Genomic DNA, 14,630 nt, shown 5'->3' with positions numbered 1-14,630 from the left:
AAGCCTCCAACCCTTGAGCACCAAATACTAACATGCCGCAAAACTTTAGTGCTATACTTGCATTGAAAGGCGCTTGTCCTTTGACTTGCAAGGGTTTGGTCATATTTCAAACAGATAGTAATAATAGACAAGCTGAAAATCGCCATTTTTGTATTTGCTCTTGTAAATTAATTCCTGGTTCTGTATAGTTAGTTTGTGTTTTCCTGTAAATTCGCTAAGCCGGCTATCCATTTGAGTATAAGCCGACTTTGAAAGATATAGATTTATTGATAATAAAAATTTATTTTTCATATTTTTGAAACCTCGGAGCTTAGATACATCTTCATTCAACCAAGAAAAATTATTGTCAGTTATAGTTTTTACTTCCATAACTTCCTTCACAGTTCCGTCGTCTTTTACCAGAGAAAAGTCCGCTTGCTTTTTGGAGCTCGAAGCTGTTCCTGTCAGGGCTTCGCCTACGCCGAGCTCAAAATTGTCAGGTAAATTTTGAATAAATCTCTCTGCTAGATAAGTTACCAGTACTTGCTCAAAGCCGTAATCGTTATTACGAAAGTATTTCCGTTTTTTGCTCATCTTGTATAAATTTATTCGTGCAACTGTATCTAATATATCCTTGATATAACAAGGCAAATCAGTAAGGGCATTAACGGTCCAGTTATTAAGATGCTTCATTAGTAATTATTTTATCTTTAAATTTTATCTTTAAATCATGAGGTTCTTCTTTCTCTCCCTCCTGCATAGCTCCCTGTGGTCCTTGATCTTTCTGGTGCTTATCCCATCCCTGTTTGTAGACTTTAAGCTTTCCACTTTTCCTCTTCTGCATATCGGGGTGGTGTTCGTGCTCTTCGGAATACTAATCTTTTTAAAAGCCGCCTACGATCTTTCCAAAAGAGGAGGTACGACAACCCTCCTCGCACGCTCGAGGGGTCTCGTCAGGGAAGGTATATACTCCTGTACGAGGAATCCCATATACCTTTCGGTCTTCTTCATTTCCCTCGGAGAGTCCGCAGTCTTTGGGTCTGTTCCTGTGTTCCTTTACACCTTTCTCCTGATGATGGGACTACACCTGTGGGTGGTTCTTGTAGAAGAGCCGGTTCTCAAGAAGAACTTTGGTCGGGAGTTTGATCTTTACTCTGCCGAAGTTCCAAGGTGGGTAAGCTTTCGACGTATATCGACCTGCTTGGGAAGGCGAAGGAGGAGCCGTTCTTCTCCACGATCTCCATAATTCTTAGGTTTATATCCTCTACGATCTTAAGGTACTCACCGTAGTTCGCTGTGTCGGTGTAATACTGGAGGAGTATGTTGAGGGAGCTGTCGCCGAAGGTTTCGAAGTGAACGTAGAAGTTCTCATCCTTGGAGACCCTTGGATGGTTAGCGAGCATCTCTCTTATGTCCTCGAGTATCTTTACCATCTGATCCTTTGTGGTTGAATAAACGAGCCCTATGTAAGTCCTCACCCTTCTCTTGTCCCTCCTCGACCAGTTGTTTATGTTCTGGTTTATAACCTCCTTGTTGGGTATGGTGACGAGGGTTTTGTCAAAGGTCCTAATTTTAGTCGATCTCAGTCCTATCTCCTCTACTGTTCCCTGAACGCCGGCTATTTCCCCTGTCTCACCGCTGAGGATCGGCTTGTCGAGGAGAATAACGAACCCGCTGATTATGTTCTCGAGGGTATCCTTTGCGGCGAGGGAGACCGCGAGACCCATGAGACCGAGGGAGGCGAGGAGTGCGCTTACGTTTATCCCCCACTCCTGAAGGATCGCTATGACGACTACAACTATAACGAAAGCCTTGAGAAGCTTTATAAGGAACCCGCCTATCTCTCTCGATAGCTCCCTTCCAAACTTCTCTGCAAAGCGGTAAAAGCTTTCCTGAAAGGTATTTATCAAATTGAAGGAGGACCAGCCTATTACAAATATCAATAAGGTTTTAAAGATCCTTATGATAACTGTCTTTTCTATTCCGAGTATAACAAGTGAAAGCCCTATCCCAGCAACTACAATCAGAAAACTGACAGGTTTTGCAAGGGCTTTAACGATCAGGTCGTCTATCTCAGTTTTTGTTCTCTTCGTTGCTTTGATCAAGGACTTCAGGACGAGTAGAATTATGAGCTTTCTAAAGAAGATGAATAGGAAAAAGACTAAAAGGGCTAAAAGTATTCTGTAAAGAGGAACTCCGAGGAAGACCTGATTTAAAAATTCCTGAAGTCTGCCCAGAGCCTCCATAGAGAAGATTTTATGTTAAAACAGGGTTCTTGAGAAAAGTAAAGGTAGCTTTCCCCCTCTTTCCTTAGGGCGTTGCAAGTACATCTATCCTGCTGCAACACTATCAGGCGAAGAAGGTCGCAATCTCTTATTTTCCTTAGGGCATTGCAAGCCTATGGAAAGACAAAGATAGTGGAGACACAGCAGAGACGAAAGCGTCGCAATCCCTCTTTTTCCTTAGGGCATTGCAAGGGTCGGATTGAAATCCTTAATTTTCAAGGGGGACAGAGTGAGAATTGTTCTCAATTAGACTCGACGTCGGGATTTTGCAGAAATATCAATGAGTTTTTGATTTAGACTGTCCCCCAAGGGTTTGAGCCGATTTTTGCCTATTCCCTTGCTAAGGAGCCATGAGGGCTATCTCAACCCTCCCTTACTCACACAAGAATTTAAGCAGATATACCGAAAATTCAAATATGATCTTCGTCAGTCTGAAAAATTTTGAAGAAATATCAGAGACTTACAAAATATTTGAAAAAAGAGCTTAGCTTGATTTTTGTTATAACATAATCATAACGATGGAGGGGTATTTAGTAGTTCTGATAACCACACCTGTGGATAAGGGAGAGGAGATAGCCAACTTTATAGTGGAGAACAAGCTCGGAGCCTGCGTGAACGTTGTTCCGGAGGTAAGCTCCGTCTACTGGTGGAAGGGAAACATAGAGAGGGACAAAGAGGCTCTCCTCGTCGTTAAGACATCCATCGGGAAGTTCAGAGAGCTTCTAAGGAAAGTTAAGGAGATCCATCCCTACACCGTTCCTGAGATAATAGCCCTTCCGATAGTTGCGGGTAACGAGGACTACCTGAAGTGGATAGAGGACTCCCTTAGATGAGACCGCTCAGGCTCGAACTCGAAGGCTTTACGGTCTATAAGAAACCGCAGGTGATAGATTTCGAAAAGCTTGACTTCTTCGTAATTCAGGGGAAGACGGGAGCGGGTAAGACGAGCATAGTGGACGCCATAACTTTCGCTCTCTACGGGAAAGTTCCCAGATACGGAGGTTCGACTGCCACCAAGTACGTGATCTCGAAGGGTAGCAACAGACTCAGAGTCGCCCTCGACTTCTTTGTAGGCGGAAAGAGGTACAGGATAGAGAGATTTTACAGGGAAAAGCCGAGGGAAGATACAGTCCGGGTAATGGAGGAGGGAAGGAGGCTGAATCTTAAAAAGAAAGAGATAGAGGAAAAGTGGGTCCCGAAGGTAACGGGTCTCGACTACAGGACCTTCACTAAGGTCATACTCCTCCCTCAGGGGGAGTTCGACAGGTTCTTGAAACCGAGTCAGCCGAGGGAGAGGAGGGAAATACTCATAAACCTATTAAATCTCGAGGTTTTTGAAAAAGTAAGACAGCTCGCCTCTGAGGTGTATAAAGAGCTCGAAGGAGAGCTAACCACGCTTAGAAGTGAGTATGAAAGCCTTAAGGAGGTGAGCGAAGGGGATATAAGGAGGCTCGAGGACGAGAAGAGGGAGAAAGCTGGGAGGGTTGAGGCTCTCAGGAAGAGGGAGAGGGAGCTCGAAGAACTTCTCAACAAGGCGAGGGAGAGGGAGTCCCTCGAAAGGGAGCTTGAGGACATTCTCCGTAAACTAAGAGAGCTCGAAGGTAGAAGTGAGGAGATCGAGAAGGAGAGGAAGAGATTAGAAGTTGCCAGGAAGATCCTTCCCTTTCTGCCTTACCTTGAGAGGTTAGAGGCTCTCGAAGAGGAGATGAGAGGACTGAGGAAGGAGAGGGAGAAGCTGCTGAAGGACAGGATCAGCCTCGAGGAAGAGATTAAGAACGCCGAGGAGGAGAGGGATAGGATCGAGAAGGAGTTCAGGTCGCTCCCGGAGATGAGAAGAAGGCTTCAGGAAACGTTAAGAGAGCTGGACAACCTCGAGAGGACGGAGCAGGAACTCTTAGAGATAAAGGATAAAGAAGAAGAGATAAAGAGGCTCGAGGAGATGCTCAGGGAGAAGGAGGAGATTTTAAGAGACAGGGAGGAGAGGTTAAAGAAAGGGGAAACTTACATAGAGGAGACGGAGAGGGAATTGGAGGGGCTCGACTTTGACGAGGAGGAGTACGAAAGGCTCCTGCAGGAGGTTGAGAGGAGGAGGCTTCTCTTGGAGGAGAGGGAGAGGCTCCAAAGCTTAGAGAGAGAGCTGGAGGAAATTGAGAGGGAGAAAGGAGGCTTGGAAAAGGAACTCGCCTCCCTAAGGAGTGATCTCGAAGAGAAAGATAGGAAGCTAAAAGAGGAGAGTATCAGGTTCTATGCCCAAAAGATACGTTCCCACCTCCACGAGGGAGACACCTGCCCCGTCTGCGGTGGGGTCTTCGAAGGAGGTAAAGAGGAGGAGATAGGGGATCTTACCTCCTTGGAGGAAGAGATAGGAGCTCTCAGGGAGAGGGTTTTGGAGAAGGAGAAGGAGCTTTCTTCTTTGAGGTCCAAGGAAGAGAGTCTGAAGAAGGAGATCCGAGGTCTGAGGAGCAAGCTCAAGGGGTGGGAGGCTCTCTTAGAGATGGACCTGGAGGTAAGGCTCAGGGAACTTGAGGGGAAGAAGAGAAAGAAGAGGGAGCTGGAGGAGAAGCTGAAGAAGTACAGGGAGAGGTTTAACCTTCGCTTCAAGGAGAGGGAGGAGGCTTTGAGAGACGTCCAGACGATAAGGAGCCGGATCGAGGATCTCAGGAGGATAGTTGGTGAGAGGAGGGAAAAACTGGGAAATTTCGGAGATCTCGAGGGGATAAGGGAGAGGAGGGAGAGGCTTTTGGAGGAGGCTAAGGAGCTTGAGGAGAGGATAGAGGGCGTGGAGAAGGAGAGGGAGAGGGTTAAGGGTTATATGGAGGAGCTTGCGAGGAGCATGGTAGCCTTAGAGACCAAGCTCAGAGAGGTGGAGGAGTCTTTAAAGAAGAAGGAAGCGGAGAAGAAAGAGGTGGGGAGAAAGCTCGTACCTCTCTTTAAAGAGTTGGGCGATCTCGAAAGGGTCAGGGAGCTCCAGCTCAGCGAGGAGGAAATAAAGGAGATAGAAGAGAGGATATCGGAGTTCGAGAAGGAGAGAGAGGTTCTTACGGAGAGTGCTAAGAAGCTGAAGGAGAGGATAGAGGATCTTAAAGGCACTCCGGGATCGCATGAAGTGGAGGAGGAACTTTCGAAGGTCAGATCGGAGGTAGACTCGCTTCTGAGGAGGCTCGGCGAGATAGAGAGAAGCATAGAGCACATAAAAGAGATTATCGAGAAGAAGAAGAGGATGGAGGGAAAAATAGGAGAGCTTGAGAAGGAGCTCCTCCTCTACTCGAGGCTGAAGGAGGACCTCAAGAGTGACAGGCTTCAGGATTTCGTATCAAGCCTCATGCTCAGCAGGGTTGTGGACAGGGCGAGCGAGTATCTCTTCAACTTCACCAACACTTACGAACTGGTCATCGACTCTAAGGGGGATCTCGCAGTTCTCGACAGGGTTCAGGGGGTAGAGAGGGACGTCAAGAGCCTGAGCGGTGGAGAAACCTTCCTGGCGAGCCTATCCTTAGCCCTCGGGGTCAGCGATGTCCTCTCCGCGAACGCCCACCTGGAGAGCCTTTTTATAGACGAGGGGTTTGGATCGCTCGACGAGGAGACGAGGGAGAGGGTAAGCGATATCTTGGAGCTACTCAGACAGAGGATAAACAGAATGGTCGGTATAATCTCCCACATTCCCGATCTTGCGGAGCGATTCCACCAAAGGATAATTGTGAAAAAGCACGGAGACTTTTCAACGGTCGAGGTTCACTATTAAACTTTCCAAAAGATGTTTTAAAAATTTTCAAACGATATTTTAACGTGACAAAATAAGTTATTGATATATCTTAAAAATCAGAACAAGTCGGAGGTGAGAACTATGAAAAAGACCGTCCTTAACGCAAAGGATTATACCGACATAATCTCCAAGTACGCTCCCGTTTGCTGGGAAGAGGCTGATCTCGCCGATGAATGTGCTCCGAGGGAGTTAAAGAGAACCTTTAAGAGGAGCGTTAAGAGGAGGGAAGATTACTACGTTGATTTCTCAGACATCATAAGAGCGAGCTAACAACGTCATTCAGAGCCTCTAAGAAGAGGTCGTTCTCGTCGGGCTTTCCGATGCTGACTCTTAAACATCTTTCTAAGCCCGGAAGGTAGGACATATTTCGTATCAAGACGCCCCTTTTGACGAGTTCCGAGTGGAGTTTGTCCGCATCAAAGGGAGTTCTGAATAGGATAAAGTTTGCCCTGCTCGGGAACGTTTCTATACCTTCGATCTTCTTCATTTCAGATAAGAGCCTCTCCCTTTCCTCCACAACCTTCTTTACAGCCCACTCTATGAATTCTCTGCCTTCTGTCAGAACAATCTTCGCTATAACCTGGGAAGGATAGGTTACGTTGAAGGGGAGTCTGACCTTGTTTATCTCCGAAAGCACATCTTCCCTCCCGATAAGTATACCTACCCTAAGTCCCGCAAGACCTATCTTCGATAGAGTTCTCAGAACCACCGTATCCTCCCTCTCCACAGCGTCTCTTAAAAAGGTCTCACCGCTGTAGTGGTAGTAAGCTTCGTCCACGACCGTGAAAACCCCTCCCTCTCTGATCCTTTTGATCTTTTCCCTCGAAAAGAGGTTGCCCGTAGGGTTGTTTGGGTAGGAGTAGTACGCGAGGACTGTTTCTCTTTCGGAGATGCTCTTTAAACTTTCCTCTAAGTCTATATCGAAGGTCTCATCGAGGCGGACGGTTACCTTCGGTCTTCCGAACACGTCTGAGGAGATCTCGTACATGGGGAAGGTGGGAACAGGTATGTAGACCGCTTGATCGAACTCCCCAATGGATATGGAGAGATAGTATATGAGCTCGTCCGAGCCGTTCCCAAGTATTAGGTTCTCTGGATCAACACCGAAGAACTCCGAGATCACCTCCTTCAGCTCGGTAGAATTCGGATCGGGATACCTATTGAGGGAAACCTTTTTCAGCTCTTCGGCTACCCTTTTTTTTAGCTCATCGGGGAGGTCGTAGGGTAGCTCGTTAGAGGAGAGCCTTACTCGAGCCTCCGTTGTTTCCGTCCTGTACGCCTTTAGGGACTTAAGCCTTTTAGAAAGGAACATCTATCAGCCTTGGGACTGCTCGACGGTCTCCTCCTTTTCCTCTTCTTCCGTCTTCCTGAGGTACATCTCGAGTTCGGCTACGGTCGATTCTTGGAGCTTGTCCTCGAGAATTCCCCTTATTAATCTGTTAAGTTTCTTATCATCTCCCATAGCTATTCCGCTAAGAACGAGATAGAGCCTCTTAGGTAATGAAAGCGAAACCTTCTTATACCTCGGTCCTCCTCTTCTTTTCGCTCTTCTTGCCATCTTAAAGCCTCCTTTAAAATTTGCTGTTTTATTATTTTAAGCTTTTTAATTTCACTTTTCAAACTTTTTATTGAACTCAATTGCGTGGTTCAGGAGTTCGCAATAGACTCTAAAGGGCGTAAGTATTATCTCAATTCTCTCATTTGGTTCTACGAGACAGCATGCTTCACTAAGAATATCTTTTAACAGTTCGAGCTTCGTATTAATAGTATCTATAAGCTCGAGCCTCTCTATCTCCCTTCCCACCTCCTCGGGTATGCTCGAGAGAAAGGTTATATCGAAATTGAAGACCTCGTACTCGTCGTATATGCTGTCGAGCACTTCGTCGAGCTTAAGAAGGAAGGTTTCCTCGACTTTCAGCAGGAAGTCTTTTACATAGCGAAGCTCCTTATCCTCTAAGAAGGCGTCCGCTAAGATTTTGGTCTCTTCGATATCAGCCTTTATCTCGGATCTTATCCCCGTGAGGAGGTCTATGTTGAACCTGAGTATCCTGTCGTAAACGAGAACCTTTCTAAGTATTGCTATCCTTTCCTTCATCCCCTATTAAACCCTCAATATGAATTATACCCGCCCCTTTAAGATACTCCCTGAAGTCTTCTATAACAAGGAAACCCTGTGATCGGAGGAGCTTCCTTATCTTCTCGTTTATCCTCTCCCCGTGGGGATCGAGGTCAAAGAGGAGTATGGCGCCCTCCGAGGTTCCCTCGAGGATATCGGGTATGTCAGAAAACCTCTTCCCAGAAAGGGTTATGACGTTCTTTATACCGTACCTCCTGAGAGCTCTCTGGTCGTTCTTCCCCTCAACGAGGACTGGATACCTATCGGAGAAGTCCCTTAGCTTCCTGAGCCAATCGGAGAAGTCCTTAAAGTCCATGCCTTATGTGTTTCATCACGTGCCACATGTCCTTGTCCCCCCTCCCAGAGAGGTTTATCACGACTATCCCTTTCTTCCCTATCTCCTTGGCTATCTCCACAGCCTTTATCACTGCGTGGGCTGACTCTAAAGCGGGAATTATCCCTTCTGTCCTCGAAAGGAGCTTGAAGCCCTCTAAGGCTTCCTCATCGCTCGCCGATATGTAAACAGCTCTACCGCTCTCCTTGAGCCACGAGTGCTCTGGACCCACGCCGGGGTAGTCGAGCCCTGCAGATATAGAGTGGGTGGGGAGGATCTGACCCTCCTCGTCCTGAAGGAAATAGCTCTTCATACCGTGGAGGACTCCTATTTCTCCACCGGTCAGTGATGCGGCGTGCTTACCCGTCTCTATACCGTATCCTGCAGCCTCTACACCTATGAGCCTAACACCTTCGTCCTCTATAAAAGGGTAGAAGATACCCATTGCGTTGGATCCACCCCCGACGCAGGCGACTACGGCGTCGGGAAGCCTCCTTTCCTTCTCAAGTATCTGTCTCTTCGTCTCCTCACCTATGACACTCTGGAAGTCTCTCACTATCATGGGGAAAGGGTGGGGTCCTACCACGGAACCGATAACGTAATGGGTGGTCTCAACGTTGGTAACCCAGTCCCTCAGAGCCTCGTTTATGGCGTCCTTCAGCGTTCTGCTTCCGCTCCTGACTATCCTCACCTCAGCTCCGAGCAACTCCATTCTGAAGACATTCAGCTCCTGCCTCTCTGCGTCCTCCTCTCCCATGTAAACGGTGCACTCAACTCCCAGGAGAGCACAGGCTGTCGCGGTAGCTACCCCGTGCTGACCAGCTCCCGTCTCCGCTATCACCCTCCTCTTTCCCATCCTCCTCGTCAGTAGAACCTGGCCGAGGGTGTTGTTTATCTTGTGGGCTCCCGTGTGGAGGAGATCCTCCCTCTTGAGGTAGATCTTTGCACCCCCTACGTGCTCGGTGAGATTCTTGGCAAAGTAAAGGGGTGTAGGTCTTCCTGCGTATTCTTTTAAAAGGTATTCGAGCTCCCTTTGAAAGTCGGGGTCTCCCTTTAGTTTAAGGTACTTTTCCTCTAACTCTTCGAGAGCGTACATGAGAGTCTCAGGGACGAACTTACCCCCGAACCCTCCGAAGTACCCTCTGTCGTCAGGAAGCATGACTTTATTATAAGCCCGGAGGCAGGCGTAACTTCCAGAGAAATCTGTATTGAGATCGAATCTCAACTGTGTTAGAATCCCCGATTGAAAGGTGAAAATAAGGAGCCGACATTTATACAGGATATACGGGAGTCCGTTATGAAAGAGGGGAGCCAAAGGCTCTTCTTAGAGCTTATAAACGACATAGTCTATATGGTGAGTCTGAAGGAGGAAGAGGATCCGGCGAGGGCGCGGGTCAGCTACGTAAACCACAGGGTTAAGGATATAACGGGCTACGATCCGGAGGAGTTCTTAAAGGATTCTTCCCTGTGGGTTTCCCTTGTCCATCCGGACGATGTTGGTGGAGCTCTCAAGACGTCCCTTGAACTTTTAAAGGAGAAGACCTCTAAGGTCAGAGAGTACCGAGTAAAGACGAAGGACGGGAACTACGTCTGGGTCGAGGACAGGATAATTCCGGTGATAGAAAAGGGAAAGGTGATAGGCTTCATAGGTGTTGCGAGGGACGTTACCAAAAGAAAGGTTATAGAAGAACTTTCGCTCTTAGCCCTTGAGAAGGATCTTCAAGGACTTCTCTTCAGAACTGTCGAGGCGGTCGGAGAGGCTCTCAGGGCTGATCTCGTGGTCATATACGAGGTTCCGGAGGGTAACGATGAAGGAGTTCTGAGGGCTGGCTACGGTGTAGACCAAAAGCTTATAGGAAAGTACAGATTACCTCTCCGGGAAGGCACGGAATTTTACTACACCTTCCAGTCAGCCAAGCCCGTTGTCGTTGAAGACGTTGATAAGGAAAAGAGGTTTACCTTCACGCCCGATACCCACATACTCGGTTTAAAGAGCGGTATTTGTTCTCCCCTCAGAGGACACGAGAGGGTTTACGGGACACTCTGTGTTTATTTGAAGAAAAAGAGAATCTTCTCTGATGAGGAGCTCAGGTTCATAGACTCTATATCTAACCTTCTCGGTCTCGCCTTCGAAAGGAAAAGGTTCGAGAACAACTTGGAGAAGACCGAGAGAAGACTCCAGAAGCTAAACAGACTCTACATGACCCTCTCGATAGTGAGTGAGATAGTTTTGAGAGAGCGAAACAGGGAAGAGCTTTTTAGGAAGATATGCACTACGGTAATGCTCCACGGTGGTTTTAGGGGTGTGTGGATCGGTATTGTGGACGATGAACTTAAGATCGTTAGCACCTGTGGCGATGTAGAGGACCTGCTGAATTCCGTAAAGAAAAGCGTTCTCTCGAAGATAACGGAAGGTGTAGGACCTTGTGGCAAAGCCTACACCACGGGAGAGATATTTATAAACAACGATACGGAAGTAGAGATAGAACCGGCGGAGCTCAAAGAAGCTATGCTCAGGAAAGGCTTTCTGTCTTCTGTAGCGGTTCCCCTCTGGCAGGGAGGGAAGGTGGTGGGTATTATGAACCTATATGCGGGAGACAGGAACTTCTTCGATGAAGAGGTGGCGGAGCTTGTAAAAAAGATAGTGGATCAGCTCAGCTTCGCCCTCGACTTCATAGAGAAGGAAGAAGAACTTAACCGCTTCTCCTTAGCTATAGAGCAGACTTCCGATTGGGTTCTCATTACCGATGAGAATGGAATTGTTCAGTACGCCAATCCAGCTGTTGAAGAGATAACCGGTTATAAGAGGACAGAGATAATAGGCAAGAGACCCAACCTATTTAAATCAGGAAAGCACAGCGAGAGGTTTTATAAAACTCTATGGGAGACGATCCTCTCTGGAAAGACCTTCAGGAGCGTGTTTATAAACCGGAGAAAGGACGGAAGGCTCTTCTACATAGACCAGACTATAACACCTATAAAGGATGTGGAGGGGAACATAGTAGGCTTCGTTGCCACCGGGAAGGACATAACTCAGGAGAGAGAGCTTGAGGAGAGACTCAACTACTTCGCTTACTACGATCCCGTCACCGAACTCCCTAACCGCTCCAACTTCATGGAGAGACTCGCCTTTTACGCGGCAAGAACCAAGATGTCTGGAAAGGGCTTTGCAGTGCTTATAGTGGACGTAAACAGGTTTAAGTATATAAACGATACCTACGGTTACCACGTCGGTGACAACATACTCAAGGAGATCGGCAGAAGGATAAGGGAGTCCCTACGACCGGGAGATGTTGTTGCGAGGATGGGAAGCGACGAGTTTGGAATTACCCTCATCGATCTTGCGAGAAAGGAGGACATACCGAGAGTTATATCGAAAGTGCTTTCCTCGATGGAGGAGCCCTTCTCGATAAACGGTGAGGAACTCCGGATAACGGTTAGCATCGGGGTTGCCGTGTTCCCTGACGACGGAGAAGATCCAGAGGAGCTCGTCAGGAAGGCGGAGCTCGCCCTCGCCCATGCTAAGGAGAGGTTCACGAGTAGCTACCAGTTCTTCACCGAGGAGATGAACACGAGGATAACGGAGTTCATGCTTCTTGAAAAGCACCTCGCCGGAGCGCTGGAAAAGGGAGAGTACGTCCTGTACTATCAACCCTGCTACAACTTGGAAAGCATGGAGGTTCATGCAGCCGAGGCTCTTATAAGGTGGAAGAGCGAGGATCTGGGTCTCGTTCCTCCTTCGAGGTTTATAAACGTCCTCGAACAGACGGGTCTGATAGTGGAGGTGGGAGATTGGGTTCTAAGGGAAGTCTGCCGTAAGATCAAAGAGCTGAATCTTCCGATATCGGTAAATGTCTCTCCGGTTCAGTTCAAGAGAGAAGATTTTTCCGAAAGGGTTATAGAGATAGTTGAGGAGAGCGGTATAGACGGCGGTATGCTTATATTGGAAATAACTGAGTCCACGATAATGGAAGATGTCGAGTTCACCAAGAGATCTCTGGAGATACTCAAGGAGAAGGGCATAGGAGTGGCCATAGATGACTTCGGAACGGGGTACTCGTCTTTAGCTTATCTTAAGCTGCTCCCGGTCGATGCCCTTAAGATAGACACCTCCTTCATAGTGGATATAGATAGGGATCCCAGCGACAAGGCTATAGTGAACGCTATAATCCAGCTCGCAAAGAGTCTCGATCTGAGAACTACCGCCGAGGGCATAGAGAACGAGACCCATCTTCAGATACTTAAAGAGATGGGCTGTGATTTCGGTCAGGGATACTATCCCTCGCGACCCTTGGAGGAATCAGAACTCAAAGGGCTGTTGGGCTATAATTAAAATCATGAGCTCTTACAATCCCAAGGAGATAGAGAAAAAGTGGCAGTCCGTTTGGGAGAAGGAGGGTGTCTTCAGGGCGGGGGATTTTAAGGGGGAAAAGTTCTACGTCTTAGAGATGTTCCCCTACCCCTCCGGAAGGATACACATGGGGCACGTGAGAAACTACACCATAGGAGATGCGATAGCGAGATTCTTGAGGATGAAGGGAAAGAACATACTCCACCCGATGGGATGGGACGCCTTTGGCCTTCCCGCCGAGAACGCGGCTATAAAGCACGGCATCCATCCTGCCAAGTGGACCTACGAGAACATCGATTATATGAGGAAACAGCTCAAGCTCCTCGGTTTCTCTTACGACTGGGAGAGGGAGATAGCCACCTGCGATCCCGAATACTACCGCTGGAACCAGTGGATATTCCTGAAGATGTTCGAGAGAGGCATAGCCTACAGGAAGACGGCTGTGGTCAACTGGTGCCCCCACGACGAGACAGTCCTTGCCAACGAGCAGGTGATAGAGGGAAAGTGTTGGAGGTGTGGGACTCCCATAGTTCAGAGGGAAATCCCCTCGTGGTTTCTGAAAATAACCGCCTACGCAGAACGCCTATTGGAGGATCTCGAGAAGCTCGAAGGGAAGTGGCCCGAGAGGGTTTTGGTCCAGCAGAGGAACTGGATAGGGAGATCTGAGGGAGCTATCCTGAGGTTTTACGTGGACGATACCCCGATAGAGGTCTTCACCACGAGACCAGATACCGTCTTCGGTGCCACCTTCATGGTTCTCGCCCCGGAACATCCCTTAACCTTAGAGCTCGCTAAGAAAGGAGGAAAGCTGAAGGAAGCGGAGGAGTTTTTAAGCAGGGTGAGGCAGAGTTCCACAAGGGAGAGGGCAACCGCCGAGGAGAAGGAGGGTGTCTTCTTGGGAGTTTACGCAAAGAATCCTGCCAACGGAAGGAAGATACCTGTATGGACTGCCAACTACGTACTTTACGAGTACGGAACAGGTGCCATTATGGCCGTTCCCGCCCACGACCAGAGGGACTGGGAGTTCGCGAAGAAGTATGGAATAGAGATAGTTCCCGTCGTCCTCCCGGATGAGAAGTGGAATTTCGAAGAGGGAGCCTACGAAGGGAGGGGAAGGCTTGTGAACTCGGATGACTTCGACGGGATGGACTCGGAGGAAGCGAAGAGAAAGATAACGGAGTGGCTCAGCAAGAAGGGACTCGGAGAGTCGAGGGTAACTTACAGGCTAAGGGACTGGAACATCTCCCGCCAGAGATACTGGGGTACCCCTATTCCCATAGTTTACTGCAAAAAGTGTGGGACCGTTCCCGTGCCGGAGGATCAACTGCCCGTGATGCTACCCTTGGATGTGAAGTTTACCGGAAGGGGCAATCCCTTGGAGACCTCGGAGGAGTTCGTGAATGCGGAATGTCCCAAGTGCGGAGGACCTGCGAGGAGGGAAACTGATACCATGGACACCTTCTTTGACTCCTCCTGGTACTTCCTCCGATACTGCGATCCAAATAATGAAAGGTTGCCCTTCGACAGGAAGAAGGCGGACTACTGGATGCCGGTGGATATCTACATAGGAGGGATAGAGCACGCCGTCCTCCACCTGCTCTACGCGAGGTTCTTCCAGAAGTTTCTTAAAGACATAGGTTTAGTGAGGGACGAAGAACCCTTCGAGAGATTGATAACCCAGGGAATGGTTCTTAGGAGATGGGTCAGCGTGAGTAAACTCTTGGAACATTTCGGTCTGAGCGAGGAGGACGATGTCGAGAAGCTCAGGGAGAAACTTTTAAATCTCGCGGAGGTGGGCTGAG

12 protein-coding genes and 1 pseudogene are annotated in these 14,630 nt (G+C 48.3%); 6 read left to right on the top strand and 7 right to left on the bottom strand.

Going from position 1 to position 14,630, the window contains the following annotated elements; translation table 11 throughout:
- Window positions 1-99 precede the first annotated feature (99 nt).
- The gene (locus tag ACZ483_RS05150; protein WP_464325103.1) at window positions 100-672 is read right to left on the bottom strand and encodes a hypothetical protein; all 573 of its coding nucleotides are present in this window, start codon (window positions 670-672) and stop codon (window positions 100-102) included.
- A gap of 94 nt (window positions 673-766) precedes the next feature.
- On the opposite strand from ACZ483_RS05150, the pseudogene ACZ483_RS05145 reads away from it, so the two are divergent.
- Window positions 767-1,057 (top strand): annotated as a pseudogene (locus ACZ483_RS05145) (methyltransferase family protein); the annotation flags it as partial.
- A gap of 40 nt (window positions 1,058-1,097) precedes the next feature.
- On the opposite strand, the gene ACZ483_RS05140 reads toward ACZ483_RS05145, so the two are convergent.
- Entirely contained in the window at window positions 1,098-2,225 is a 1,128-nt protein-coding gene (locus ACZ483_RS05140; protein WP_464325102.1) for a mechanosensitive ion channel family protein, read from the bottom strand.
- 557 nt (window positions 2,226-2,782) lie between these two features.
- Between ACZ483_RS05140 and cutA the strand changes: the two genes are divergently transcribed.
- The 3 genes from cutA (at window position 2,783) to ACZ483_RS05125 (ending at window position 6,297) form a co-directional block, all read left to right on the top strand.
- Entirely contained in the window at window positions 2,783-3,097 is a 315-nt protein-coding gene (gene cutA, locus ACZ483_RS05135; protein WP_464325101.1) for a divalent-cation tolerance protein CutA, read from the top strand.
- Complete coding sequence (locus ACZ483_RS05130) at window positions 3,094-6,006, top strand: SbcC/MukB-like Walker B domain-containing protein (protein WP_464325100.1); 2,913 nt, start codon at window positions 3,094-3,096, stop codon at window positions 6,004-6,006. Before cutA ends, ACZ483_RS05130 begins: the two co-directional genes overlap by 4 nt.
- Window positions 6,007-6,108: 102 nt before the next feature.
- Window positions 6,109-6,297: a hypothetical protein gene (locus ACZ483_RS05125; RefSeq protein ID WP_464325099.1), complete on the top strand. Its 189-nt coding sequence runs from the start codon at window positions 6,109-6,111 to the stop codon at window positions 6,295-6,297.
- Here ACZ483_RS05125 and hisC read toward each other — a convergent pair.
- From hisC to trpB, 5 genes are read right to left on the bottom strand one after another with little or no spacing between them, the layout of a single operon-like run.
- Entirely contained in the window at window positions 6,281-7,339 is a 1,059-nt protein-coding gene (gene hisC / locus ACZ483_RS05120; protein WP_464325098.1) for a histidinol-phosphate transaminase, read from the bottom strand. The two genes, ACZ483_RS05125 and hisC, sit on opposite strands and share 17 nt — an antisense overlap.
- 3 nt (window positions 7,340-7,342) lie before the next feature.
- Window positions 7,343-7,585, bottom strand: coding sequence for a hypothetical protein (locus tag ACZ483_RS05115; RefSeq protein WP_464325097.1), 243 nt, complete (start codon window positions 7,583-7,585; stop codon window positions 7,343-7,345).
- A 51-nt stretch (window positions 7,586-7,636) separates the two neighbouring features.
- Window positions 7,637-8,122: a hypothetical protein gene (locus tag ACZ483_RS05110; protein WP_464325096.1), complete on the bottom strand. Its 486-nt coding sequence runs from the start codon at window positions 8,120-8,122 to the stop codon at window positions 7,637-7,639.
- Window positions 8,097-8,459, bottom strand: a complete 363-nt coding sequence (locus tag ACZ483_RS05105; protein ID WP_464325095.1) for a toprim domain-containing protein — start codon at window positions 8,457-8,459, stop codon at window positions 8,097-8,099. The genes ACZ483_RS05110 and ACZ483_RS05105 overlap by 26 nt, the downstream gene beginning before the upstream one ends.
- The gene (gene trpB, locus ACZ483_RS05100; RefSeq protein WP_464325094.1) at window positions 8,449-9,636 is read right to left on the bottom strand and encodes a tryptophan synthase subunit beta; all 1,188 of its coding nucleotides are present in this window, start codon (window positions 9,634-9,636) and stop codon (window positions 8,449-8,451) included. Before trpB ends, ACZ483_RS05105 begins: the two co-directional genes overlap by 11 nt.
- Before the next feature lie 138 nt (window positions 9,637-9,774).
- Between trpB and ACZ483_RS05095 the strand changes: the two genes are divergently transcribed.
- Together ACZ483_RS05095 and leuS are read left to right on the top strand one after the other, a co-directional pair.
- Window positions 9,775-12,810: an EAL domain-containing protein gene (locus ACZ483_RS05095; protein ID WP_464325093.1), complete on the top strand. Its 3,036-nt coding sequence runs from the start codon at window positions 9,775-9,777 to the stop codon at window positions 12,808-12,810.
- 4 nt (window positions 12,811-12,814) lie between these two features.
- Window positions 12,815-14,629, top strand: a complete 1,815-nt coding sequence (leuS, locus tag ACZ483_RS05090) for a leucine--tRNA ligase (protein WP_464325092.1) — start codon at window positions 12,815-12,817, stop codon at window positions 14,627-14,629.
- Window position 14,630 lies beyond the last annotated feature (1 nt).

The organism is Hydrogenivirga okinawensis, assembly GCF_055385515.1.
This window is presented reverse-complemented; position numbering and strand designations above follow the sequence as displayed.